At 57.6% G+C, this 26473-nt stretch carries 22 protein-coding genes; 16 read left to right on the top strand and 6 right to left on the bottom strand.

What is annotated here, in order from left to right; translation table 11 throughout:
- Window positions 1-48: 48 nt before the first annotated feature.
- From LG301_RS02560 to purL, 3 genes are all read right to left on the bottom strand, one after another.
- Window positions 49-1845 (bottom strand): DEAD/DEAH box helicase, encoded by a 1797-nt coding sequence (locus LG301_RS02560; RefSeq protein WP_404473153.1) that lies wholly within the window; start codon window positions 1843-1845, stop codon window positions 49-51.
- A 1-nt stretch (window position 1846) separates the two neighbouring features.
- A complete protein-coding gene (locus LG301_RS02555; protein ID WP_404473150.1) occupies window positions 1847-2638 on the bottom strand; it encodes a crotonase/enoyl-CoA hydratase family protein in 792 nt (263 codons plus the stop codon).
- Between the two features lie 191 nt (window positions 2639-2829).
- Complete coding sequence (gene purL / locus LG301_RS02550) at window positions 2830-6756, bottom strand: phosphoribosylformylglycinamidine synthase (protein WP_404473148.1); 3927 nt, start codon at window positions 6754-6756, stop codon at window positions 2830-2832.
- 184 nt (window positions 6757-6940) lie between these two features.
- Between purL and mltF the strand changes: the two genes are divergently transcribed.
- Complete coding sequence (gene mltF, locus LG301_RS02545; protein ID WP_404473146.1) at window positions 6941-8404, top strand: membrane-bound lytic murein transglycosylase MltF; 1464 nt, start codon at window positions 6941-6943, stop codon at window positions 8402-8404.
- Between the two features lie 14 nt (window positions 8405-8418).
- On the top strand, window positions 8419-10371 hold the full coding sequence (locus tag LG301_RS02540) for a diguanylate cyclase domain-containing protein (protein ID WP_404473144.1): 1953 nt from the start codon (window positions 8419-8421) through the stop codon (window positions 10369-10371).
- A gap of 31 nt (window positions 10372-10402) precedes the next feature.
- On the opposite strand, the gene tadA is transcribed toward LG301_RS02540, so the two are convergent.
- Entirely contained in the window at window positions 10403-10858 is a 456-nt protein-coding gene (gene tadA / locus LG301_RS02535) for a tRNA adenosine(34) deaminase TadA (protein WP_404475145.1), read from the bottom strand.
- A gap of 111 nt (window positions 10859-10969) precedes the next feature.
- On the opposite strand from tadA, the gene LG301_RS02530 reads away from it, so the two are divergent.
- On the top strand, window positions 10970-11791 hold the full coding sequence (locus LG301_RS02530) for an acyl-CoA thioesterase (RefSeq protein WP_404473142.1): 822 nt from the start codon (window positions 10970-10972) through the stop codon (window positions 11789-11791).
- A 139-nt stretch (window positions 11792-11930) separates the two neighbouring features.
- Here LG301_RS02530 and LG301_RS02525 read toward each other — a convergent pair whose 3' ends face one another.
- A complete protein-coding gene (locus tag LG301_RS02525; protein WP_404473140.1) occupies window positions 11931-13202 on the bottom strand; it encodes a malic enzyme-like NAD(P)-binding protein in 1272 nt (423 codons plus the stop codon).
- A gap of 329 nt (window positions 13203-13531) precedes the next feature.
- On the bottom strand, window positions 13532-13747 hold the full coding sequence (gene rpmE, locus LG301_RS02520) for a 50S ribosomal protein L31 (RefSeq protein WP_009099080.1): 216 nt from the start codon (window positions 13745-13747) through the stop codon (window positions 13532-13534).
- Between the two features lie 144 nt (window positions 13748-13891).
- On the opposite strand from rpmE, the gene LG301_RS02515 reads away from it, so the two are divergent.
- From LG301_RS02515 to tatC, 13 genes are all read left to right on the top strand, one after another.
- Window positions 13892-16150, top strand: a complete 2259-nt coding sequence (locus LG301_RS02515; RefSeq protein WP_404473138.1) for a primosomal protein N' — start codon at window positions 13892-13894, stop codon at window positions 16148-16150.
- Between the two features lie 143 nt (window positions 16151-16293).
- Window positions 16294-17979, top strand: coding sequence for an arginine--tRNA ligase (gene argS / locus LG301_RS02510; RefSeq protein ID WP_404473136.1), 1686 nt, complete (start codon window positions 16294-16296; stop codon window positions 17977-17979).
- 3 nt (window positions 17980-17982) lie between these two features.
- Complete coding sequence (locus tag LG301_RS02505; RefSeq protein ID WP_404473134.1) at window positions 17983-18705, top strand: SPOR domain-containing protein; 723 nt, start codon at window positions 17983-17985, stop codon at window positions 18703-18705.
- Between the two features lie 171 nt (window positions 18706-18876).
- Window positions 18877-19410 carry an ATP-dependent protease subunit HslV gene (gene hslV, locus LG301_RS02500; RefSeq protein WP_263066149.1) on the top strand — a complete coding sequence of 178 codons (534 nt, stop codon included), beginning with the start codon at window positions 18877-18879 and terminating at the stop codon, window positions 19408-19410.
- A 10-nt stretch (window positions 19411-19420) separates the two neighbouring features.
- Complete coding sequence (gene hslU / locus LG301_RS02495) at window positions 19421-20743, top strand: ATP-dependent protease ATPase subunit HslU (protein WP_404473132.1); 1323 nt, start codon at window positions 19421-19423, stop codon at window positions 20741-20743.
- Window positions 20744-20833: 90 nt separating this feature from the next.
- On the top strand, window positions 20834-21217 hold the full coding sequence (locus tag LG301_RS02490) for a DUF971 domain-containing protein (RefSeq protein WP_281443945.1): 384 nt from the start codon (window positions 20834-20836) through the stop codon (window positions 21215-21217).
- A gap of 122 nt (window positions 21218-21339) precedes the next feature.
- The gene (gene ubiE / locus LG301_RS02485) at window positions 21340-22095 is read left to right on the top strand and encodes a bifunctional demethylmenaquinone methyltransferase/2-methoxy-6-polyprenyl-1,4-benzoquinol methylase UbiE (protein ID WP_263066153.1); all 756 of its coding nucleotides are present in this window, start codon (window positions 21340-21342) and stop codon (window positions 22093-22095) included.
- A gap of 40 nt (window positions 22096-22135) precedes the next feature.
- The gene (locus LG301_RS02480; protein ID WP_404473129.1) at window positions 22136-22810 is read left to right on the top strand and encodes an SCP2 domain-containing protein; all 675 of its coding nucleotides are present in this window, start codon (window positions 22136-22138) and stop codon (window positions 22808-22810) included.
- On the top strand, window positions 22807-24429 hold the full coding sequence (ubiB, locus tag LG301_RS02475; protein WP_404473127.1) for a ubiquinone biosynthesis regulatory protein kinase UbiB: 1623 nt from the start codon (window positions 22807-22809) through the stop codon (window positions 24427-24429). The genes LG301_RS02480 and ubiB overlap by 4 nt, the downstream gene beginning before the upstream one ends.
- Window positions 24430-24483: 54 nt before the next feature.
- Window positions 24484-24840, top strand: a complete 357-nt coding sequence (locus tag LG301_RS02470) for a phosphoribosyl-ATP diphosphatase (protein ID WP_404473125.1) — start codon at window positions 24484-24486, stop codon at window positions 24838-24840.
- Between the two features lie 23 nt (window positions 24841-24863).
- Entirely contained in the window at window positions 24864-25157 is a 294-nt protein-coding gene (tatA, locus tag LG301_RS02465) for a Sec-independent protein translocase subunit TatA (RefSeq protein ID WP_263066158.1), read from the top strand.
- Window positions 25158-25160: 3 nt separating this feature from the next.
- Complete coding sequence (tatB, locus tag LG301_RS02460) at window positions 25161-25631, top strand: Sec-independent protein translocase protein TatB (RefSeq protein WP_404473122.1); 471 nt, start codon at window positions 25161-25163, stop codon at window positions 25629-25631.
- Window positions 25628-26407, top strand: coding sequence for a twin-arginine translocase subunit TatC (gene tatC / locus LG301_RS02455; protein ID WP_404473120.1), 780 nt, complete (start codon window positions 25628-25630; stop codon window positions 26405-26407). The genes tatB and tatC overlap by 4 nt, the downstream gene beginning before the upstream one ends.
- Window positions 26408-26473 lie beyond the last annotated feature (66 nt).

Raw genomic sequence — 26473 nt, 5'->3', positions numbered from 1 at the left:
AAATCCTTCATTGATAGGTTCAAAAACGGCAGTGTAACAGCGCGGCATCTAGCCAGCATCGGCGGCTTTACGATAGCGCCCCTGATAGTCGAACAGCTTATCGCGGATTTGAAAGTGGCGGCCTACCTTTCGCCCCACCACAAAATCCGGGTGGCGCAGGCGGCGCTGTTCGCCCACCACCTCATCAGGCGTTGTGGGCAGCCATTGGCCGCCTGGCGCCCGCAGGTGGGCACGCAAAAATACGGCATAAAACGCGCGGCGCTGGGCCGAGGTTTCCAGCGCAAACCACTCGCTAAGGCTGGCACCGTCTTCGTCGTAATAGGTTGCTTTCAGGCGCGGCAGGCCCCGCCCATTGGTGGTCGCCTCTAGCTGCATGCCGCTGACGCGCAGCACTTTGGCATCTTTTAGTTTGAGCGCATCTTTGAGCTTGTCGTCGGCATCCACCAGCAGCGTCTCGCAGCCGTGGCAGCGGCGGGCGGCAATATCGTTCTCAGCGCCGCACTCGTCGCACACCTTGAAGCGAAAGCGAAACTCGCACTGGCGGCGGCGCCCTGCGTCATCCTCCATCAGCCCCTGGCAGCGGCGGCCAAAGTGCTCAATCACCAGCTCGCCGTCGCGCTTGCCCCAGAACAGGTTCGCGTGACCGCAGTCCGGACAGGCCACCTGCACCGGTTCGCTGTCGCTATCCGGTTTGGGCTCGCCCACTTCTGGGGCATAGAGGTCCCACGGGTTGCCCGCGTAGTCGAGAATCAAGCACTCTTCTTTGCCGGGCGAGAGGCGCAGCCCGCGCCCCACGATCTGCTGATACAGGCTGACCGACTCGGTGGGCCGCAAAATCGCAATCAAATCAACGTGGGGGGCATCGAAGCCGGTGGTCAGCACCGCGACGTTGACCAGATACTTCACTTGGCGAGCTTTGAAGGCGTCAATGAGTGCTGCGCGCTCGGCAGATGGTGTTGCGCCGGTGATCAACGCAGCCTGCTGGGCGGGCAAATAGCCCATAATCTCTTCGGCGTGGGCCACCGTGGCAGCGAAAATCATCACCCCTTGGCGGCTGTTAGCGTACTCGATCACCTGAGCAATAATGCCCGGCGTCGCACGGCTCCCGGCCACCACGCGATTCAGCTCCTCTTCCCGAAACAGCCCACCGGGAGCGGGCGCAAGCGCCGAGAAATCATACCCCTCAATAGCCATATCCAGCCGCTTGGGCGCGGCCAAAAAGCCCTGTTTGACCATCAGGCGCAGCGGCTGTTCAAACACGCAGTCGGCAAAAAAACTCTCTTCTGAACCGCGCACCATGCCGTGGTGGTGACGATGATAGATAAAGCCCTGCCCCAAACGAAACGGCGTGGCGGTTAGGCCGAGGATTTTAAGCGACGGGTTTTGGCGCTGCAGGTGCTCGATCACCTGCCGGTAGCTAGAGTCTTTCTCTAACGACACCCGATGACACTCGTCGATCACCAACAGCGTAAAGCTGGCGTCGTTGAACCGATCCAGGTTGCGCACCACCGACTGCACCGAGCCAAACACCACTTGTCGGCTAGCCTCTTTACGCTTTAACCCGGCGCTGAAGATATCCGCCTCTAAACCGTAAGCTTGGTACTTGGCGTGATTCTGCTCCACCAGCTCGCGCACATGAGCCAGCACCAGCACGCGACCACGGGCAAGCCGGGCCAGCTCAGCAATCACCAGCGACTTGCCGCTACCGGTGGGCAGCACGACTACCCCTGGGGCACTGGAAGCGCGAAAGTGACCTACCACCCGCTTTACCGCCTCCTTTTGATAGGGGCGCAAGCGGGGTGGTGAGCCAGAAGCAGCAGCGGCGGAAGGGCTTATGTGCGGCATGTTAGTCGAAACGCGGGACGCGACGCTCCATTCGGGCACTCACCGCCTCACGCTGTTCAGGGCTGGCCAATAGCTGCCGCTGTAAATGGGCTTCAAGCGCCAGCCGATCGCGGTGAGACAAGCCTGGGCCTTGCGCGAACAGCTCACGCGCGGCAGCCACCGCCCGCGGCGAGCGTGTGGCGATAAGCGCTGCGGTTTCCCGAGCCGTGTCTAAAGGCGTGTCGCTTAGGCGGCTGCCCAGCCCCAGCTGGTACGCCTCTTCACCCGACACCTTACGGCCGGTGATCGCCAGCTCATACAGCACATCCTGACGAAGCCACTCTCCAGTCACGCTAATGGCCATATCGGGGATAATGCCCCAGTCGATCTCCAATAGCGCTAGTCGTGCCTGCGGGTGAAGAATGCGCACATCCGCGCCCAGCGCAATCTGCAGGCCGCCGCCGTAAACGTGCCCATGCAGGGCGGCTACCACGGGAACCCCCGCCTCACGCCAGCCCAGGGCCAGCCGCTGCACCGGATTAAACCCCGCTGCGTCGGGCGCTAACAAGGTGGGCAGCCGCTCTGCCTCGCCCATAATCGACGCCATATCGAGTCCGGCGCAAAAGCTATCGCCAGCGCCGCGTAAGACCACGGCACGTAGCCCATCAAGCTCAGTCAGGTGCTGCTGTGCCGCCAGCAGGCCGTCAATCATGGCCCAATCCAGGCCGTTGAGGTGAGCGGGTCTCGACAACGCCACCTCCGCCACATGATCGGCAAACGACAGCGTCACGCGCTCATTGAACGTTTGTTGCATTTAAGCCCTCCTACTACGCGTTTTGGCTAGCCACCGTAAGCGATGGCAGCGCTTGTTATAGGAGTGTCCCGTGCAGCGACGATTTTTTCAAACAAACGTTTCACTTCAACTTATCCATCACTCGAACGACTTCTCCCCCATAGGCAAAAAGCGGCCCGCAGGCCGCTTTTCATAAGCAATGGCAAGCCTTATTAGCCTAGCCACACGCGAGCGTTGCGGAACAGTCGCAACCAAGCGCCGTCCTCAGTCCACTCAGCGGGACGCCAGGAGTTAGTGACCGCACGGGTCACCCGCTCGGGGTGAGGCATCATGATGGTGACACGGCCATCCGGCGTCGTTAGGCCAGTAATGCCTGACGGCGAGCCGTTGGGATTAGCCGGGTAACGCGTGGTAACTTGGCCGTAGTTGTCGATGTAGCGCAGGGCAATTTGGCTGCTGGACTGCATGGTGCGTAGATGCGCGGTATCGCGGAATTCAGCACGACCTTCGCCGTGGGCCACCGCAATCGGCAGCTTCGAGCCTTCCATACCTGCCAACAGAATCGACGGGCTCTTCTCGACTCGCACCATCGCGACGCGGGCTTCAAACTGCTCGGACTCGTTGCGTACAAACGCAGGCCAGTTTTCAGCGCCGGGAATCAGCGTTTTCAGCTGCGAGAGCATCTGGCAGCCGTTACACACGCCAAGCGAGAAGCTGTCCTCACGGGTGAAGAACGCGGCAAACTGCTCCCGGGCGCGCTCGTTAAATAGCACTGACTTCGCCCAGCCGCCGCCGGCACCCAGCACGTCGCCGTAGGAGAAACCGCCACAGGCCACTAAGCCTTTGAACTCATCAAGAGAGACGCGGCCTTCCAGGATGTCACTCATGTGCACATCCACCGCGTCGAAGCCCGCTTTGTGGAATGCCCACGCCATCTCGACCTGACCATTAACGCCCTGCTCGCGCAGTACGGCCACCGCTGGCTTCGTCGTACTGATATACGGCGCGCTGATATCATCGTTGATATCGAAAGTCGGCGCGGCACTGAGACCAGGGTCGCGCACGTCGAGCAGGTTATCGAATTCGTTCTTGGCGCACTCGGGGTTATCCCGCAGCGCCTGCATGCGGTAGCTGGTCTCGGACCAGGTACGCTGGGTTAGCTGACGGGTGGTTTCCAGCAGCGGTTCTTCAAATAGCGTCACGCGTACCTGGTCGTCGTAACGCGGGCGAGCAATCACGCCGCAGGTTTCGATACCCGCCATGGCGAACTGGGTCAGCACTTCTTCAGTGTCTGCCCGGTTCACCTGAATGACCGCGCCCAGCTCTTCTGAAAACAGTGCGTTAAAGGCTTCCACTGGCTCATCGATCAGCCAGTCGAGCTTGATTTCAAGCCCGGCGTGGGCGGCAAAGGCCATTTCCAGCAGTGTCACCAGCAGGCCACCATCGCTGCGGTCGTGATAGGCCAACAGCTTGCCGTCACGGTTCAGGCCTTGGATAACTTCAAAAAACGCTTTTAGGTCTTCAGGGTCGTCTACATCCGGGCAGTCGTTACCTACTTGCCCATACACCTGCGCCAGCGCCGAGCCGCCCAAGCGGTTCTGGCCGTTGCCCAGATCAATCAGAATCAGGTCAGACTCTTCTTGCTCCAAGTTGATCTGCGGCGTCAGCGTCGCTAGCGCATCGGTCACCGGCGCAAAGCCGGTCACAACCAGGGAGAGCGGCGAGGTGATGCTCTTCTCGTCAGCGTCGTCGCCTTCTTGCCATGCAGTGCGCATGGACATGGAGTCCTTACCCACCGGTATAGCAATGCCGAGCGCCGGGCAGAGTTCCATACCCACCGCGTGCACAGCCTCATAAAGCGCCTGATTTTCACCGGGATGATCCGCGGCGCTCATCCAGTTGGCGGAGAGCTTAATATCCGACAGTTTGGCAATCGGCGCGGCGGCTAAGTTGGTGATTGCTTCGGCTACGGCTAACCGCGCGCTGGCGGCGGGGTTAATCAGCGCCACCGGCGGGCGCTCGCCCATGGCCATCGCCTCACCGGCATGAGTGTCGAAGCTTGCGGTGGTGACAGCAACATCAGCCACCGGGACCTGCCAGGGGCCGACCATCTGGTCGCGGGCCACTTGACCGGTAATTGAGCGGTCGCCAATGGTGATCAAGAAGCTTTTCGAAGCCACGGCGGGTAAGCGCAGCACCCGATCCAGCGCTTCACGCAGGTCTAAGTTATCGAGCATGACGCCAGAGAGCTCCAGCGTTTGACGCTCGAACGTGCGGGTCATTTTGGGGGCTTTGCCGAACAGCACGCTCATCGGCAAATCGACAGGCTTGGTGTCAAAATGACCGTCGCGCACTTCTAGGTGATGATGCTCAAGGGCTTCACCTACCACCGCGTAGGGGCAGCGCTCGCGCTTGCACAGCGCATCGAAGGTAGCTAAATCTTCCGGCGCCACCGCCAGCACATAGCGCTCCTGGGCTTCGTTACACCAAATTTCCAGCGGGCTCATGCCGGGTTCTGCGTTGGGCACCGCGCGCAGGTTGAACAGGCCGCCGCGGTTGCCATCTTTAACCAGCTCCGGCAGCGCGTTGGACAACCCGCCAGCGCCTACGTCATGGATAAAGCGGATGGGGTTTTGCAGACCTAGCGCCCAGCAGCGGTCGATAACCTCTTGCGCACGCCGCTCGATCTCCGGGTTTTCCCGCTGCACCGAGGCAAAATCCAAGTCAGCACTTGAAACACCCGAGGCCATGCTAGACGCTGCACCACCGCCCAAACCAATCAACATGGCCGGGCCGCCCATGACAATCAGCTTACCGCCAACGGGAATTTCGCCCTTTTGCACGTGCTGCGCGCGAATATTACCGTAGCCACCGGCCAGCATGATCGGCTTGTGGAAGCCACGGCGTTCGATACCGCCCTCACTCAGCGTGTCCTGCTCGTAGGTGCGGAAGTAGCCGGTCAGGTTGGGGCGGCCAAACTCGTTATTAAACGCCGCGCCGCCAATCGGGCCATCCAGCATAATGTTGAGCGCGGACTGCATGCGCTCGGGCTTGCCGTAATCAAAGGCTTCCCAAGGCTGCACGAATTCGGGAATACGCAGGTTTGAAACGGTAAAGCCCGAAAGGCCCGCTTTGGGCTTACCGCCGATGCCGGTGGCGCCTTCATCACGAATCTCACCGCCGGAGCCTGTAGCGGCACCGGGGAACGGCGCAATCGCCGTGGGGTGGTTGTGGGTCTCCACCTTCATCAGAATATGGATCGGCTCTTGGTGCGCGTCGTAGCTAGCGCGCTCGCCCTCGGCCCCCGTTAGCGGCGTGGGGAAGAAGCGTCCACCGTGGCTGCCCTTAATCACCGCCGCGTTGTCACTGTAGGCGGAAAGCACGTTATCCGGCGAAGTCGCAAAGGTATTTTTGATCATTTTGAACAGCGAATAGGGTTGCGCTTCGCCATCAACCACCCAGTCCGCGTTAAAGATTTTATGGCGGCAGTGCTCCGAGTTTGCCTGGGCAAACATCATCAGCTCGACATCGCTGGGGTTACGGCCAAGCTCAATAAACGCGGCCACCAGGTAATCAATCTCATCGTCCGCCAGCGCCAGACCTAGTTCACGGTTCGCCGTTGCTAGGGCATCGCGGCCACCTTCTAAAACATTCACACTGCCAAGCGGTGCAGGGGTGTGGTGGGCAAACAGCTTGGCGGCGTCAGCGGCATCGTCCAGCACGGTTTCAATCATGCGGTCATGCAGCAGTGCGGCGACTGCCTGCAGGGTGTCAACGCTTACGTCTCCACGTAACCCTACACGATAATCAATTCCGCGCTCGATGCGACTAATTTGACCAAGCCCACAGTTATGGGCGATATCAGTAGCTTTAGAGGACCAGGGCGACTGAGTGCCTAAGCGCGGCACTACCAAAAAACGCTGAGCGTTTTCCGGGGCATCTTGGCTTTCGTGGCTACCATAGTCGAGCAGCTGAGCCAAACGCTCTTGGGCGGCGTTATCAAGCTCTTCGTGGTGATCAATGAAGTGGACGTAATGGGCGGATAGCGCCTCCACCTCCGGAACACGTTCACGCAACACCGTTAGCAGCCGTTCATGACGGAAGGCAGAAAGGGCGGGTGCGCCTCGCAGTTCGAGCATATCTGGGAGCCTCTAAAGCAGGAAGAGTTCGAGCAGGAAATCACCAGGCCGCTATGCGGCCCCTCTTTTATGATACCAATAAGTGCCTATGATACTGGAAAGCGTCGGCCACACGAAATCAACAAGGTGACAGCTTCTTCAAGCCTGGGTATCGTAACAACATGTTTCACGCTGAACAGACGCTATGCTAACGCCGATCTACCGACACATTGCTACCTCTTTAAGCACCTACAGGGCGTTAGCTATCACTGTTTTACTGGTCATGCTGACCCCGCCTTCCTGGGTGCCACCCAGCGAGCATTTAACCCATATCCAGGCAAAAGACTTTATTACTATTCATACCCGTAATACGCCAACGACCTATTACGAGGGTCGCCAAGGCCCAACCGGGTTTGAGTACGAGCTCATGCAGCGGTTTGCTGACTACCTGGGCGTCAGCTTAAACCTAAACGCCAGCCATCACCCTGAAAGCGTACTCCCAGCGGTGCGTGAACAGGGCGATTTAGGCGCGGCAGCTTTGCCGTTACTGCCCGATTCACCGGGCATTCACTACACTCGATCCATTATTCAAATGCAGCCGCTGGTCGTCTATCGACGCGGTTTGCACGGGATTGCTTCACCGGAGGATCTCGTCGGCCTGGAACTTGGCACGCTGAGCGGCGCAGGCACCAGCCAAGCACTGCTTGCTCTTCAGCGCGACTATCCTCAGTTGAGCTGGAAAGAGTCCCATGAGCTAGAAGTGGCTGAACTGCTGGCGCGAGTCGAAAACGACACGCTGGATGCAGCGATCATTTTTGACCATCAGTTCCGGCTTAACCGGCTGTTTTTTCCTAATGTAGAGCGGGGTTTTTTCCTAGGAGAGCCTCTTTCCATGGCATGGGCAGTGCCCAGCCAACGTGGCTTAGGGTTACTGGAAGCCGCCAATCAATTTCTCCAAACGCTGCAAGAAGACGGCACATTAGAGCAACTGGTTAACCGCTATTTTGGCCACGATGATTACCTGGAGTATGTGGGAACGCGCACCTTCTTAGCCCATTTAGACGAGCGCCTGCCCACCTACACTGAGTTATTTAAACAGGCAGCGCTTGAAACAGGCTTTGATTGGAAACTGCTGGCGGCCGTGGGCTACCAAGAGTCCCACTGGGACCCCGATGCAGTTTCACCGACCGGCGTACGCGGTTTAATGATGCTCACTAACCCAACGGCCAGTGAGATGGGCGTCGCTGACCGCACCGACCCGGCGCAGAGCATCGACGGTGGCGCCCGCTACCTGCGCAGCATCAAAGACCGCCTGCCAGAAAGCATTACCGGTGATGACCGGCTCTATATGGCCATGGCCGCCTACAATGTCGGCCTTGGGCACCTTTACGATGCCCGCAAAATCGCAGAAACACGCGGTGGAGATCCTGATAGCTGGCAAGATGTGCGCACCGCCCTACCGCTTCTCCAACAGCGCGAATGGCACAGCCAAACCCGACACGGCTATGCGCGAGGCGGCGAACCGGTTATTTATGTGCGCAACATTCGCCGCTACTACGAGATGATTGAGTATGTAGAGCGCAGCCGTCAGCAGTTTTTTCAACTTTCTCAAACGCCTATGAACGATGAGTCCTTGCTACTGTTCGAGCTAATACCACCGATTAATTGAAGGAATTGGTCTCTATGCCCATTGCACGAGCTAAGCACTGGTTATCCATCGCTGCTGCCTGCTTGGCTATCGCGCTTGTGGTCATGCACCCCAGCGTTACCTCTGTGGGGCTCGTACTGTTAGCGCTCGGCTTGCTATGCGCTCAAAAGGAGCACCGGCTACTTGCCTGCCTGTTAAGTGCTGGAACGATTGGCCTCTTGCTACCGGGCCTTATCAGCTATTTACTACCAGAAAGCTGGGTAACAACAGCCCGCTGGGAAACCCTGGCGGCTTGGATATACCCTGGTAGCGTAGAGCGCTTCCGGGCACCGCTACTGATGACCCTGGCTCTGCAACTAAGTGCATTAGCTCTCCTGCTGGGCCACCGAGTTCGCCTAGGCGCGCCGCTGCTTCTGGTCATGGCCCTCTTACTGACTGGTTTACAACTCCTCCATCACCACTCGACGTTTCCACCACTTCTGCGCTACTCGGCCTCCTGGCCTAGCCTGCTGCTCCTTAGCCTCTTGCTAATTGGGCAATATCTTTCCTCAGCACCGTACTGGCGAGGCCGGCGCTATCGGTCCCGCGCGCTTTGGCCAGCCTGTGGGCTCTTTATGTTGGCATTACTGCTCTGGGAGCAGGTACACCATGAAACGGAGCAAAATTTGCACCGCCAAGTTGAAGCGCGCGCCTGGCAAGCAACAACACGGCTCTCCCATGAAATCGATAACCATTTAAATACCATGCGTCGCTTTGCGAGCATATGGCAGTTACAAACAGCACCGCCCAACCATCAGCAGTGGACCGACCAAGCCGCAAGTTATCATCAAGATTTTCGGTATTTGATTAATATCGCGTTTATTTCGCCGGATAGCGGCATACGTCACGTCTACCCGTTCACAGAAACGAATTTAATCAACATTGGGCTACGGCTTTTCGATGCCCAGCCAGAAGGACGCTCTGCCCTTGAGCCAGCGTTAACGGGGCAGCAGGAAGGCAACACAGATATCATTGAGCTACTGCAAGGCGGCCCAGGTATCGTGCACTACTTCCCTGTATTCAATGCGGACGGCGTTCCGTTAGGCGCCTCGGCAATGGTGGTCAGCCTCCCCCTGTTTGCTGCCGAGTTATTTGACCAGCAGCCTGCTAGCCAAGGGGTACTGCAGTGGCACGACGGAACTAATACATTAGCTAAGCATGGCGATACCACCGACCCAGGACCATGGGCTTTCCAACACCCTATCCATTTACTCGACAAAACACTGACGCTTTCTTATCAACCCCGGCGTCAGTACCTCATTAGCCAATTACCACGCTTGCCCTCTATCAGCTTAGTCACGGGCCTAACCCTTGCTTACCTGCTCTACCTCGTGCTGTATACGTTTCAGCGCATCGGACAACAGCATAGCGCGATGCAAAAAAGTAACATCGCGCTTCAGCAAGAGATCAACAAGCGCAGCAAACTACAGCAAGAAGTTGAGTGGCTAGCGCGCCACGATGAGCTTACCGGCATTGCCAACCGTCGCTACTTCCTGGAACAAACAGAGATTTCCCAGGCGGTTCGTCCTACCAGCTTAATCCTGTTCGACATCGACTATTTCAAGCGCATTAATGATCAAATGGGGCACCTAGTCGGTGATGAGTACTTATTTACTTTCGCCAAGCTGGGCGAGGCTACCATCGAGCAGCACGGCGGCATCTTCGCGCGTTACGGCGGCGAGGAGTTTGTCGCATGGCTGCCTGGCCATACCCTCTCGTCCGCTTATAACGTAGCGGATGAGGTGCGTAGAGAGCTGGCAACCACCAACCTCACTCATGCCGATGACACGCCCCTCACGCTCAGCGCCGGAGTAGTCACGCTGCACCAGCCCGGACCCGCAGATTTAGCACGCATGATGCAAGCCGCTGACGAAGCGCTTTATAACGCTAAAAACAACGGGCGCAACCGTATTGAGCAGGGCACGCTCACTGCCCATGAAGATGTTTAGCGCCTACTTATGACTGGGTCTTACCACTAAGTCATGCCCGCCGTTCGCTGAAAAAGCGTTTGAGCAGCTTTTTAGCAGGCGTCGCCAGCACGCCGGATGTCACCGCTACTTGGTGATTAAACCAGGGCTGGGCCAGCAGGTTAGCTTTTGATTCGACCATGCCGGTGCGCGGCTCAGCGGCGCCATACACCAAGCGTCTTAAGCGTGCATGCACCATGGCGCCCGCACACATCATGCAAGGCTCTAACGTCACAAACAGCGTACAGCCTTCTAAACGATAGTTACCCAACTGCTTTCCTGCCTCACGCAGCGCGCACATTTCGGCATGGCGACTGGGATCACAGCTCGCCACTGGCGCATTACGGCCCACCCCAATAATATTACCCTGAGCGTCAACCACCACGGCACCCACCGGCACTTCACCCGCTGCATAGGCCAGGTGCGCTTGGTCAAGCGCCCGGTGCATGTAAAATTCATCGCTGCGTATCAAGGCAAACTCCGCTAAGGTAGCAAAACGATCGTTTTAATCTTTTGATAGCCGCACCCAGTACGCTTTCGGTCATCGGCGGCATAACAGACAGCACCAAGGACACTGAGCATGAATGATGCGCTGAACACGCTGGTAAGTTTACTAGAGCTGGAGCCCCTCGAAGAAACGCTATTCCGAGGCCAAAGCCAAGACTTGGGATTTCCTCAGCTTTACGGCGGCCAAGTACTCGGCCAAGCGCTAGCAGCGGCGGCTCGAACGGTTCCCGATGAACGCCGCCCCCACTCCCAGCACGGCTATTTTTTACGCCCTGGCGACCCCCATCGCCCGGTTGTCTATCAAGTAGATACCATCCGCGATGGCGGCAGTTTTACCACGCGCCGGGTGACGGCCATTCAAAAAGGCCGGCCAATTTTTTTCTGCAGTGCCTCGTTTCAAAGCGAGGAAGCCGGCATTAGCCACCAGCCGACTATGCCAACAGTACCAACGCCCGAGGCGCTGATTGAAAGCGGCGATGTTAAGCATGCCCGCTTTCCTGGTCACCCTATTGAATTTTTACACTTACCGGGAAACCCGGACAATGGCGCGCCAGCAGGCCAGTGCCTGTGGTTTCGTTTAGCAGGTGGCACGCTGCCAAATGACCCGGCGCTGCACCGCCACCTGCTCTCCTACGCATCAGACTTTAACCTGCTCACTACGGGATTAATCCCCCACGGCATTAAATACACCGACCCCAAGCTACGCATCGCCAGCCTTGACCATGCGCTATGGCTTCACGAAGACACCCGCCTGGATGACTGGTTACTTTACGTGATTGACTCTCCCTGGGCAGGCGGCGCCCGCGGCTTGGCACGCGGCCATATTTACCAGCGCGACGGCCGCTTAGTGGCGTCTACCGCTCAAGAAGGGCTGACCCGCTATCCACAACCCTAAACACTCTTCTCCCAACACCCTCTTATCACGCTTTCATCTGCTCTTAAAACGACAACGCCCGCTATAAGCGGGCGTTGTTTTAACGCGTATCGTGCAGCAATTTACGATGACTTAGTTACGATAACTTAGTTACGATAACTTAGTTGCCGTAAACATCGTTAATGGTTTTCAGCGGGTAGTGAGCCGGGTAAGGCTTACGCGCCACGCCGGAATCAACGGCCGCCTGGGCGACAGCAGAGGAAATGCGCGCTAGCAGGCGAATATCCACCGGTGTTGGAATAATGTACTCGCGACCAAAGCTCATTTCAGTACGCTCGTAGGCATCCAGCACTTCCTGGGGTACCGGCTCGCGGGCTAAATCTTTTAAAGCGTGCACGGCGGCCAGCTTCATCGCCTCGTTAATGCGCGTAGCGCGGACATCCAGGGCGCCGCGGAAGATAAACGGGAAGCCCAACACGTTATTCACTTGGTTGGGATAATCCGAACGGCCAGTGGCCATAATCACATCCGGACGGGCTGCGCGGGCAACATCCGGGTGAATCTCAGGGTCGGGGTTGGTGCACGCAAAAATCACCGGGTCAGCAGCCATCTTCTTCACCTGCTCGGCGGAGAGCAGACCAGGACCAGAAAGACCGATAAACACATCGGCACCGTCAATGGCATCGTCTAGCGTGCGCATATCGGTATCGAGGGCAAACTGCGCCTTATACTCATTGATACCGTCGCGATGAGTGTGGATAACCCCACGACGATCCAGCATTACGAGATTTTCTTTTTTAGCGCCACAAGACACCAGCAACCGCATGCAGGCAATGGCGGCAGCCCCTGCGCCCATGCAGACGATTCTCACGTTATCAATCGACTTGCCCGCGATATCCAGGGCATTCAGCATGCCCGCCGCGGTCACAATCGCAGTACCGTGCTGATCATCATGGAAAACAGGAATGTTACAGCGCTCAATCAAGGCCTTTTCGATTTCAAAGCACTCAGGGGCTTTGATATCTTCCAGGTTGATGCCACCCCAGGTATCGGCAATGCGCGCAACGGTATCAATAAACGCCTGCGGGCTTTCGGCATCCACTTCGATATCCACCGAGTTAATGCCGGCAAAGCACTTGAACAACACGCCCTTGCCTTCCATTACCGGCTTACTCGCCAGCGGCCCCAAATTACCCAGACCTAAAATCGCAGTACCGTCGGAAATAACGGCGACAAGGTTACCTTTACCGGTATAGCGGTACGCATTTTCTGCCTCGCGGGCAATTTCGCGCACCGGCTCAGCAACACCGGGGCTGTACGCCAGCGCCAGATCCCGCGCCGTCGCGGTCGGTTTCGTTAGCTCCACTGAAAGCTTACCGGGGATCGGTTTAGCGTGATAATCCAGAGCCGCTTGCTTGTTTGCATCCGTCATGGTCAGGGTCCAATTAGCCTAAAGTAGTTAAGTCACTTCAGAATATAGAAAAAACCCAAGGGTCTCAAGCGCATAGTCAACTTGACGTAAAAACGGCCGTTTTAGCGAATTTTAACTCACGTTCGAAACTTTTATCAGCCATTTGCTGCAACTTATACATCATGCAACCAGCCATAAAGGTTTGCTTATTGATGCAACGCAGCATACCGCAGGGCTTTTGAGTGCCGCCTCACGGCTATCTTTTTAACAGCCAACAAAAAAGCCCACGCCGAGGCGTGGGCTTTTGCGCAAAGCATATAACGTGCCCGCGAAGCGCAAATCCGTTAGGATTAGCCGCGCTTAACAGCGGCGCCAAAGCGCTTGTTGAAGCGCTCTACACGGCCACCGGTGGTCGCTTGCTTCTGCTTGCCGGTATAGAACGGGTGGCAGTTGGAGCACACGTCCAGAGAGAAGTCCTGACCAGAGGTAGAACCAACCTGGAAGTTTGCACCGCAAGAACAAGTAGCGGTGACCGTGTTGTAATTCGGGTGGATACCTTGTTTCATCTTGAGCCTCATGAGCTGTATGCCGCCACCTGATCCGTTGCCAGGCACCGCATACGGGTGTGAAAAACTACTAACCGGTTAGTCGCTCGATCCGATGGATTCAAAGCGGCCGCGCATTTTAGCAAACTTAACGCCGGAGGCCAATTGCCCGATTCCGTTTCTTCTCAGGGAGGCTCACAAACGCCACCTCAAGCCTCCTGCCAGGTGCTTAAAGTTGCCCTGCCATCCCCCTTGCGACGCTTATTTGATTATCTACCCAGCCGCCAAGTACCAGCATCAGGCTGGCAGCCGGGGCTGAGAGTACGCGTACCGTTTGGCCACCGGGAGGTAGTCGGCGTCGTTGTAACGTTGGCGGACAGCAGCGAACTGCCGCACTCGCAGCTGCGTGCTATTAGCGACGTACTTGATGACGCCCCACTGCCAAGCGATTGGCAGTGGCTGTGCCACTTTACCGCCCGTTACTATCAGCACAGCCTGGGTGATACCATGCAACTTGCGATGCCCGCCAGGCTGCGCCAAGGCCACTCAATGGCCGGGCGAATGCAAACGCTGTGGCTCCCCATCGAAACGCCTGATACATCCCCACTGCAGCGCGCGCCTAAACAAGCCGAGCTTTATGCCCTACTTCGCCAGCATCCGCACGGCCTGGCGGCACGCGCAATCAGCGCCCACGGCTTCACCCGCGACCAGTTATTAGCGCTGCAAAAAAAAGGCTTTATCCACGCTGAAGAGCGGATTTTAACGGCCCCCAAACCGACGGGCGGTAGCCTGCTGGCCTCGCCCTCACTGCCGCTGAACCGCGAGCAGGCCGCCTGCCTTGCGGCGCTGCATGAAAAACTCGACAGCTATCACCCATGCTTGTTAGAAGGTGTCACCGGTAGCGGCAAAACCGAAATTTATCTACAGCTCATCGAAGCGCTGGCCGCCAAAGGGAAGCAGTCTTTAGTACTCGTACCGGAAATCGGCCTAACGCCGCAAACCCTAGCGCGCTTTAGAAGCCGCTTTCGCGTGCCGGTGGTGGCACTGCACTCCGGATTAACGGACCCCGAGCGCCTGGATGTCTGGGAAGCCGCCGCCAGCGGCCGGGCATTGGTCATCATTGGCACCCGCTCAGCGATTTTCACCCCGCTCGCCAATCCGGGCGCGATTATCGTCGATGAAGAGCACGACGGCTCGTATAAACAGCACGATGGCCTGCGCTACCACGCCCGCGACTTAGCCGTTGCAAGAGCCCACTACCACAACATTCCATTGTTGCTGGGCAGCGCCACGCCCTCCTTTGAAAGCTTGCAGCAGGCGCTTTGCGGCACGTATCGTCATTTGCGGCTGACCCAACGCCCCAGCCGCCACCCGCCTGCCAAGTTAGAGCTTATTGATCTGCGCCACCAGCGTCGCCAGGGCGGGCTACTGCCAGGCGCCATCAAAGCAATCAAAAGCACCCTGAGCGCAGGCAAGCAGGTATTGGTCTTCATTAATCGTCGCGGCTTTGCCCCTACGCTTGCTTGCCATAGCTGCGGCTGGATGGCTGACTGCGGCCAGTGCGACGCCCGCATGACGCTGCATCGCCAGCCACCGCTGCTGGCCTGCCACCACTGCGATAGCCGCCGCGCCCTACCGGACGCCTGCCCAGAGTGCGGCAGTGGCGACCTGCGCGCACTAGGCAGCGGCACCGAACGTACCGAGGAAACCCTGCAAGGGCTTTTCCCGAACGTTACCGTTCACCGCATTGACCGCGATAGCACGCGTAAAAAAGAGAGCTTTGAGCAGATTCTCAAAGAGGTTCAGCGTGGTGAGCCCTGCCTGCTGGTCGGCACTCAAATGCTGGCTAAAGGTCACCACTTACCCCACGTAACGCTGGTGGTGGTCGTTAATGCTGACGGCGGCCTCTACGCGGCGGATTTCCGCGCCCTGGAGCACAGCGCCCAGCTCTTGGAGCAAGTGGCAGGGCGCGCGGGGCGCGCCGCTCACCCGGGCCGGGTGCTAGTGCAAACCCTGCACCCGGATGACCCGCACCTGGGCCAACTTGCCGAACACGGCTACAGCGCATTGGCACGCAGCCTGCTAGAAGAGCGCCGCATCGCTAAGCTGCCACCGTTCTGTTTTATGGCGCTACTGCGCTTTGAGAGCCCTAAAGAGGAAGCCGCGCTTACGCTGGCTCAGCACGCCGCCCAGGCGCTGCGCCAGTGGTTAAAAGAGGCTGACATCCCGGTGCGCTGCCTGGGGCCTGTCCCCGCTCCCATGGAGCGTCGCCAAAACCGGTACCATCTTCACGTGATGCTGGCGGCCGACAAACGCAGTCAGCGGCACGCCGCTGCCAACTGGCTGGTACAGTGGCTTGAAGCTAACCGCGAGGCGCGTAAAGTACGCTGGTCGATCGATATCGATCCGCAAACCCTCGCTTAACAGCGCCGCAGCCGTTACCGTCTGCGCAACCCTACTCAGCAATACGGCTTTGAAACTGCGCGCCAATTGCCGATAATGGCCGCCTTGACGCCGCATAACTGCGCGCATGCACACGCCGCGATCGACGACACCCGGATATTTACATGAAAGATACGATTATTTCTCTGCTCGAAGGCGCGGTAGACGCGCTTAAGCACCAAGGCGTGCTGCCCAATGAGTTAACGCCCGCGATCAAAGTGGACCCCACCAAAGATAAAGCCCACGGCGACTACGCCACTAATTTGGCGCTCATGCTGGCCAAACCCGCAGGCATGAAGCCCCGCGATCTGGCTGACACCCTGGTGGCAGCCCTGCCCGCCAGCGACGCGATTCAGAAAACCGAGATTGCAGGCCCTGGGTTTATCAACTTTTTCGCCGCTGCCGACGCCGCTGCTCAAATCGTCGCCCAGGCGCTGGATAGCGGCGACGCCTTTGGCCGCAGCCTGATTGGCAAAGGCGAAAAAGTGCAGGTGGAGTTTGTGTCTGCCAACCCTACCGGCCCGCTGCATGTGGGCCACGGCCGGGGGGCGGCCATTGGCGACTGTCTGTGCCGCCTATTAGAAGCCACTGGCTACGACGTGACCCGCGAGTTTTACTACAACGACGCGGGCGCCCAAATCAAAAACCTAGCGCTTTCCGTACAGGCGCGCGCGAAAGGACTGGGGCCTGATGATGCCAGCTGGCCGGAAGATGGCTATCGTGGCGAGTACATTACCGATGTGGCCAACGACTACATGGCCGGTAAAACCGTCACCGCTGACGACCGTGAAGTTACCGCTAAAGGCGATGCCAACGACCTGGACGCCATCCAAGCCTTCGCCGTTGCCTGGCTGCGTCGGGAGCAAGATCTAGACCTCAAAGCCTTTGGCGTTGAGTTTGACATCTACTTCTTAGAATCATCGCTTTATGAAGATGGCAAAGTGGATGCCACCGTCGAGAAACTGGTCGCCAACGGCCACACCTATGAAGAAGATGGCGCCCTATGGCTGCGCACCACCGACTTCGGCGATGACAAAGACCGCGTCATGCGCAAACGCGAAGGGGGGTATACCTACTTCCTGCCCGATGTGGCTTATCACCTAAACAAATGGCAGCGCGGCTTTAAAACCGTGATTAACGAGCAAGGCGCGGACCACCACTCCACCGTGACCCGTGTACGCGCTGGCCTACAGGCCCTGGAAGTCGGCATTCCCAAAGGCTGGCCCGACTACGTGCTGCACCAAATGGTGATGGTGACCCGCTCAGGCGTTGAGGTAAAACTCTCCAAACGCGCCGGTAGCTACGTCACTGTACGCGACCTAATTGATGAAGTAGGCCGCGATGCGACGCGGTTCTTTTTGGCAGCGCGCCGGGCAGATTCACAGCTGACCTTTGATATTGATCTGGCCCGCTCCCAGTCAAACGACAACCCGGTGTACTACATCCAGTACGCCCATGCCCGTGTATGCAGCATGCTGCGCAAAGCCGAGGATGCAGGCCAGCCTTTTGATCACGGTCTCGCCATGGCCAACTTGGCGCTACTGGATAGCGACCAAGAGAAAGCGGTGCTTAACCGTCTTGCCCGTTACCCGGAAGTTGTCGAGATAGCGGCCAAGAATCGCGAACCTCAGCAGGTTGCCCAATACCTGCTGGATTTAGCCGGTGACTTCCACACTTGCTATAACGCCGTCAAAGTAATGGTGGATGACGACACCCTGCGCAACACGCGCTTAGCGCTTGGCCTCGCCACGCGGCAAGTGCTTCGGAACGGGCTTGATCTCATGGGGGTTAGCGCCCCAGAGGAGATGTAAACAATGGCCAGCCCACGCAAAAAGCCTACTCGCCGTGGCGCTACTACGCAACGCAAGCCTGCCCGTCGTGGCGGCGGGTGGCGCGTTCCCGGCTGGCTATGGGGGCTAGCGGGGGTGGCCGTCGGTTTTTTCCTCGCGCAGCATCAACACGGCACCGCCCCCTGGCAAGAGCCGAGCACCACCACGCCCCAAGCGACCGTGCTGCCCAAGCCGCCGGGAAGCGAAGAGCGCAGTGCCGCCCGCCAAACAGAGAGCGCGGCGGAACCCTCAATGCCTACCTTTGAGTTTTATACACTGCTGCCTGAAACCGAGGTCATTGCACCCGGCGTCACGCTGCCCTCTACGGTGACGCGACCAGACGTTAGCGAGCAGCCTGCTGACAGCGCCACGGACAGCGGCGCCAGTGACGACCCCATCGCACAGGTCATCGCGGCAAATACGCGCCCCAGCGACCAAGCGGCGGCTGTTCAGCAGGCGCCCGCCAGCGCGACCAACCGCTACATGCTCCAGGCGGCATCGTTCCGTGAACTTAGCGATGCTGAGCAGCTGCGCGGCCGCCTGCGTAACTTGAGCCTGCTGGCGCAAATCAGCGAAGTGCAGGCCGGGGGCGACACCTGGCACCGCGTCCAAGTCGGCCCCTATGAAGATACCCGGGAACTAAACCGCGCTCAGGATTTGATGAGCACTCAAGGTATTGAGCCGCTGCTGATTCAACTGCAAAACTAGCGGTCGCGGCGCCTCAAAACGACCCAAACACGCTTTATCTAACGGCTTTATCAAGCGGGCGGTTGATTTTTTATCTGCCGCCCGCATTTTGTTGGGAATCGCTTTTTGTGCGGCCGCTGTAGTCGGCCCATCAGTCATCGGGAGCACGCCTCCCCCCAAGGAGTTATCTCCATGACCACGATTGTTTCCGTACGCCGCGGTAACCACGTTGCTCTCGCTGGCGACGGCCAGGTTTCGCTGGGCAATACCGTTATGAAAGGCAATGCCAGCAAAGTACGCCGCCTTTACCGTGGCAAAGTACTGGCAGGTTTTGCCGGTGGCACCGCTGATGCGTTTACGCTGTTTGAGCGTTTTGAAGCACAGTTAGAAAAGTACCAAGGCCACCTCACCAAAGCCGCCGTTGAGCTTGCCAAAGATTGGCGCACCGACCGCGCCCTTCGCCGCTTAGAAGCGCTGTTAGCCGTCGCCGACCACAGCGCCTCGCTGATCATTACCGGCAACGGCGATGTCGTCGAACCTGAGCGCGGCATTATCGCCATTGGCTCTGGCGGCAACTACGCTCAGGCCAGCGCCCGCGCGCTGCTCGAAAACACCGAGCTTTCCGCCCGCGAAATTACCGAGAAATCTCTGCAAATCGCCGGTGACATCTGCGTATTTACCAATCATCACGTGACGCTTGAAGAGCTGAACATCAACGACCGTTGAGGCCAACTTTATGACCCAGATGACACCCCGCGAAATTGTTCACGCCCTGGATCAATACATTATTGGTCAGCAAGACGCTAAACGCGCCGTCGCCATCGCGCTGCGCAATCGCTGGCGTCGCATGCAGCTCGATGACGATCTGCGCCCTGAAGTGACGCCCAAAAACATATTGATGATTGGCCCCACCGGCGTGGGTAAAACCGAGATTGCCCGCCGCTTGGCCAAGCTGGCGCGCGCGCCGTTCATCAAAGTAGAAGCCACCAAGTTCACCGAGGTGGGCTACGTGGGCCGCGACGTTGAGTCGATTATTCGCGACCTAATGGAAGCCGCCATTAAAATGGTGCGCGAGTACGCTAAAGAAGAAGTCGGCCATCGCGCCGAAGACGCCGCCGAAGATCGCGTGCTCGATGCGCTGCTGCCGCCGCCCCGCGGTCAGGAAGATAAACCTCGCGAAGATAGCGGCACTCGTCAAACCTTCCGCAAAAAGCTGCGTGAAGGCCAGCTTGACGATAAAGAGATCGACATTGAGGTCTCCTCCCAGGGCCAGGGCATCGACATCATGACCCCGCCGGGCATGGAAGAGATGACCAACCAGCTGCAGAGCCTGTTCTCCAATATGGGCCAGCAAAAACGCGAGCAGCGCCGTGTGACGGTGAAAGAAGCGCTGGTACTGCTGCGCGACGAAGAAGCCAGCAAGCTGGTCAACGAAGAAGAGATTAAAGCCCGCGCCGTTGAAGCCGTTGAACAGCACGGCATTGTGTTCCTGGATGAGATCGACAAAGTCGCCAAGGGCAGCGGCCAGTCCAGCGGCGGCGAAGTCTCCCGGGAAGGCGTTCAGCGCGACCTGCTGCCGCTAATCGAAGGCTCTACCGTCTCTACCAAGTACGGCATGGTGAAAACCGATCACATTCTGTTTATCGCCTCCGGTGCTTTCCACCTGTCGCGCCCATCAGATTTGATCCCTGAGCTGCAGGGCCGCCTACCGATTCGCGTTGAGCTAGACGCGCTAACGCCGGGCGACTTCCAGCGGATTCTCACCGAGCCATCCGCCTCGCTGACCAAGCAGTATCAAGCGCTACTGGCGACGGAAGGACTGGATATCGAGTTCACGCCAGACGGCATTGAACGCATTGCCGAGATCTCTTGGCAGGTCAACGAAGGCACCGAAAACATTGGCGCCCGCCGCCTGCACACCGTACTGGAACGCTTACTGGAAGAAGCCTCGTTTAAAGGCGGCGATATGGATAGCCCCTTGGTCATCGATGCTGATTACGTCAATGCCCAGCTAGGCGAACTGGCGGTCGACGAAGACCTGTCGCGCTATATTCTGTAAGCGCTACTATCGGTAAAGCCACCGGCAGCTTGCTCGCGTTTCCGCGGGCAGGCTGTTTTTGCTACTTATCGTCACGAGGTCTTCGTATTCATGAACGCTCCAACGCCCACACGAGTGCACTACCATAAGCAGGCCCGCGAGCTGGAGCTTGGTTATGCTAACGGTGAAAGCTACCGCCTCCCGGTCGAATTTTTACGGGTCTACTCACCCTCGGCAGAAGTACGCGGCCACGGCGGCGACACGGCGGTGCTTCAAGTTGGCAAAAAAGATGTCGGCCTACAAAACATTACCCAAGCGGGTAATTATGCGCTGAAGCTACACTTTGACGACGGTCATGATAGCGGCCTTTACAGCTGGAATTACCTGTTTGATCTTGCCCAGCATCAGGATGCCTATTGGCAAAACTACCTCCAGCGATTAGAGGAAGCAGGCGCCTCCCGCGAGCCAGCCAGTATCCAATTTAAACAGCTGTGACGCTGCGCCCCAGGTGAAGCGCAGACAAATTGGGGCAGAGAAGGCTACAATATCGCCAATCTTTTTAATGCGACGACCACTCGGTCGATTATTACCGCCTCGAAATCGGGAGCTACCGCCCCATGAGCCCCACGGATAAACGCACGACCCACTTTGGCTACCAAGAAGTCCCCGTTGACGAGAAAGCCTCTCGCGTGGCCGACGTGTTCCACTCGGTTGCCGCTCGTTACGATGTGATGAATGACCTGATGTCCATGGGCATTCACCGCGTTTGGAAGCGGCTGACCATTGAGCGCGCAGGCGTTCGCCCTGGCCACCAGGTCTTGGATATTGCTGGCGGCACCGGCGATTTAACGCTTAAGTTTTCACGCTTAGTTGGCCCTAGCGGCAAAGTCGTGCTCGCGGATATCAACGCATCCATGCTAAAAGTAGGCCGCGACAAGCTGATGGATAACGGCGTTGGCGGTAACGTTGAGTACGTTCAGGCAAACGCCGAGTGCCTGCCGTTTCCTGACAACAGCTTCGACTGCATTACCATTGCCTTTGGCCTGCGTAACGTCACCGATAAAGACGCTGCGCTGCGCTCCATGGCGCGGGTACTGAAACCCGGCGGCAGGCTGTTGGTGCTTGAGTTTTCCAAGCCCAGCAACCCACTGCTTTCCAAAGCCTACGACGAGTACTCCTTCCGTCTGCTGCCCAAAATGGGCGAGCTAGTGGCGGGTGACGGCGAAAGCTACCGCTATCTAGCGGAGTCAATCCGCATGCATCCAGACCAGGAAACCCTGAAAGGGATGATGGAAGCCGCAGGCCTTGAACGGGTTGAATATACCAACCTCACCGGTGGTATTGTCGCCCTTCACCGTGGCATCAAACTATGAAGTCACTGTAAACCATGACGTTACTGAACAAGAGGTCAGCATGCTGGTAACCCCGACCCTACTGCTGGCCGGATGTGAACGCACGTTGAACGCCCTGCTCGCCCGCGACCCGGCGGCACCTCATCGGCTTGCCCAGCTAGCGGGTAGCCGCTTGCTGGTACGGCTAGAGAAGCCTCATTTAGCGCTGCTGCTGTGCTACCACTCCGCAGGCATTGACCTGCAGTATGGCGATGAGGTGGAAGAGACTGGCGTCGATGCCGTGGTGGAGCTTACCCCTGAAACCCTCTCCGAGTGGCTTAGCGGTGCTTCAATTGAGCGGCTGATGTTTGACGGCAAACTAGCCGTACGAGGCCGCATCTACCTGTTAGAAGCCACCCGCGACCTGCTCTTTGACCTGGATATCGACTGGGAAGGCGAGCTGGCCGGTTGGCTGGGCGACCTACCGGCACACTCGCTGGCAGAGGGCATACGCCGTGCTGCCCGCTGGGGGCTTCGGGCCAAAGACGAGCTGCTTCAAGACGTTTCAGAGTACGTGTTTGAAGAAGCTCGCCTGCTCCCAGGCCGTCAGCAGCGCAACGTATTGCGTGACCACTTAACGGAACTTGAGGTGGCCACCGACCGCCTTGAAGCGCGCCTAAACCGTTTGCAACGCCGCCTGCATCAGCTAGCGCCGCCAACAGACGCGCCTGTGAATACCGAGGAGCAGCGCCCATGAGCCTGCGGCTGTTCAAAATTGCTTGGGTGGTGACCCGCCACCGTCTGGACACCTTGATCCCCGTTGAACGACTGCCGCTATGGCTACGCACGCTAATGTGGTTTTCCCCGCTGCGCTTAGTTCCGATAGGGAGTCGCTCTCGCGGCGAGCGATTACGGCTGGCGCTGGAAGCGCTTGGGCCTATTTTTATCAAGTTTGGCCAAATGCTCTCCACACGGCGCGACCTGCTGCCTGAGGACATTGCCGATGAATTGAAGCGGCTTCAAGACCAAGTGCCCCCCTTCCCCGGCGAAAAAGCGGCGGCAAGGGTGGAAAAAGCGCTAGACATGTCGCTAACCGAAGCGTTTGCGGCATTTGATCGAGCGCCGCTGGCCTCCGCATCGATTGCTCAAGTGCACGCTGCAACGCTACATACCGGCGAAGACGTCGTGGTGAAAATCATCCGCCCCGGCATTGATCGAATTATGCGCCAGGATATGGCGCTGATGTATCAAGTCGCTAGGCTGTTCGCTAAAGTGCCCGAAGCCAAGCGCCTGCGCCCGGTGGAAGTCATCCGCGACTATGAAGCCACGCTGTTTGATGAGCTTGATCTTTATAAAGAAGCGGCCAACACCTCACAGCTAAAGCGCAATTTTAAAGACTCACCGCTGCTGTTTGTGCCGACCATTTATTGGCCCTTTACCCGTCGTCATGTCATGGTGCAAGAGCGAATCCGCGGCGTGCCGGTCGCGGACCTCGACACCCTGATAGCCCGGGGCACTAACCTGAAAAAGCTTGCCGAACGCGGGGTAGAGCTATTTTTCACCCAGGTATTCCGCGATAATTTTTTCCATGCCGATATGCACCCCGGCAATATTTTTGTTAACTGCGATAACCCTGAAGACCCGCAGTATATTGCCATCGACTGCGGCATTGTGGGTAGCTTAACCCGGGAAGACCAAGACTACTTGGCACGCAACCTTCTGGCGTTTTTCCACCAGGATTACTACGAAGTGGCGGCACTGCACATTGAGTCCGGGTGGGTAGGCGAAAATACCCGCGCCAATGAGTTTGCCGCCGCCATTCGTACCGTTTGCGAGCCAATTCTTGAGAAACCGCTCAAAGACATCTCGTTTGGGCAGGTGCTGTTGGGGCTGTTTCAAACCGCACGGCGTTTTAATATGGAAGTACAACCCCAGCTGGTGCTACTGCAGAAAACGCTGCTTAACATCGAGGGCCTGGGCCGCCAGCTCTATCCAGACCTGGATTTATGGAGCACCGCAAAGCCCTACCTTGAGCAGTGGATGAAAGAGCGCGCTGGAATAAGTGGTCTTTGGGAATCACTGAAGCGACAAGCGCCCGAGCTTTCCCATCAGTTGCCAGAGCTACCGGTATTGGCCCACCAAGCGCTCAGCCGCATGGAGCATGAGCACCGCCAGCGCCATCAACAGGTCAGCGCGCTAAGCAACATGCGCAGCCAGCTGACGCGCCAAGGGAAACGCCAATACCGGCTACGGCTAGGTTTAATTTTGGTGGCCATAGCGCTGGCGTGGCAGCCGCTCAGCAGCTGGGCGGCCACCCAAGAGTGGCCCGTATTAGCGGCGGCTGGCCTTGGGCTACTGCTGCTGTTATGGCAGTAACCCCCGAAAGCCTGCGCAACACTTAAACGCTCTGCCTATCAACAAAGGAACACCATGAGTACAACCGCTAACCCAACGCCTGTCCTGGATGCATTAGCCGAGGTATTGAAGCAGCGCCGCCACGCGTCAGCAGAAGATTCTTATGTTGCCTCCTTGCATCATAAGGGTTTGAACAAGATACTCGAGAAAGTCGGCGAAGAAGCGACCGAAACGCTGCTCGCAGCAAAGGACGCCGAACACGGCGACGCTCAAGCGCGTCAAGCGTTGATCGCTGAAACCGCCGACCTGTGGTTTCATAGCCTGGTGATGCTGTCGCACCTCGACCTGGATCACCAGTGCGTACTCGATGAGCTGGCACAGCGGTTGGGTATTTCTGGTCACGATGAAAAAGCGTCTCGCACACAACGTTAACCTGCACCGATGAGGAAATGCATATGTTAGGTGGTATCAGTATTTGGCAGCTGCTGATTGTTCTGGGCATTATCATCCTGATTTTCGGCACCAAAAAGCTGCGTAATGTGGGCACCGACCTAGGCGGTGCAGTCAAAGGCTTCAAAAAAGCGATGCACGAAGAAGAGAAAGACGGCGATAAAAAAGACGCAGACCAGCCCCAGGCAAAAGTAAGCCATGAAGAGGCTGGCAATACCTACGATGTGCAGGCCGAAGAGAAGCGTTCGGCACACGAGGAAGAGAGCCGCCCTGCCGACAGCCACCAAGAGCGCAAATAACCCATGCTGGATATCGGCTTCCTTGAACTCATGCTTATTGGCATCGTCGCGCTGCTGGTTCTTGGCCCTGAGCGCTTGCCCAAAGCAGCGCGAACTGCGGGCATGTGGATTGGCAAGATCAAGCGCACGGTATCCGGTATGCAGCGTGAAATTAGCGCTCAGCTGGAAGCAGAGGAGCTGCGCCAAAAGTTAAACGAACAGCAGAAAAAGCTTGATGACAGCTTAAAGAAAGCTAAGCAGGACGTTGAGAGTATTGCTGACGCACCGTCGGCAAGTACCTCAACGTCCGCCGCGCAGCATGAAACCCAACAGCGAGCAGCCAGCGCCAGTGCCCGGTTAGACGACGCCCTGCAAACGGTACGCGAAGATGCTAATACCGCTGATTCAAACGCTGGCACGGTCGCTGAAAACGCCGACGTCAAACAGACTAATGGTACAAAGGCCGATCTTAAAAAGGATAGCAATCCCCAATGAGCATGTCTGGCGATTCACAGGAGCCGCGAAACGAGCAAAGCCAAGCCCCGCTTATTGAGCACCTGATAGAGCTACGAACGCGTCTCATGAAAGCCGTGGTCGTTATTCTGGTGATCTTCCTCGGCCTTTATGCTTTTGCTAACGACATTTATAGCTTTGTCGCTGATCCATTAATGGCCCTGTTACCTGAAGGGTCACAAATGATTGCCACCGAGGTAGCGTCTCCTTTCCTCGCCCCCTTTAAGCTGACCTTAGTGGTGGCGGTGTTTATCGCGATCCCCTTTGTGCTCCACCAAGCATGGGCGTTTGTGGCACCGGGACTGTACGACAATGAGAAAGCGCTGGCGATTCCTATCTTGGTGTCTAGCGTTGCGCTTTTTTATGCGGGTGCGGCGTTTGCCTACTACGTGGTGTTTCCGCTGCTGTTTGAGTTCTTCACCCAAACAGGCCCGGAAAACGTCGCGGTAATGACCGATATTAATCAGTACCTTAACTTTGTGCTGAAGCTGTTTTTTGCATTCGGTGTCGCGTTTGAAATTCCCATCGCCACCTTCTTGCTGATTCTTTCAGGGGCTACCACCGTTGAAAAACTCTCACAAAAACGTCCCTATATTGTGTTGGGCTGTTTTGTTGTGGGCATGCTCTTAACTCCCCCTGACATTATCTCCCAGAGCCTTCTCGCCATTCCTATGTACCTGCTCTATGAAGTGGGGCTGCTGTTTGGCCGCTTAGTGCGCAAGCGCAGCAACGAAGCAGCCGATGAAGAGAACGAATAGCGATTACGTCCTAATAAGCGCTCACTAAAAAGCCCCTGCCACCTTAGATAGCAGGGGCTTTTTGCT

Origin of the sequence: Vreelandella venusta, assembly GCF_044809155.1 — a bacterium.
Taxonomy (GTDB): Bacteria; Pseudomonadota; Gammaproteobacteria; order Pseudomonadales; family Halomonadaceae; genus Vreelandella; species Vreelandella venusta_B.
This window is presented reverse-complemented; position numbering and strand designations above follow the sequence as displayed.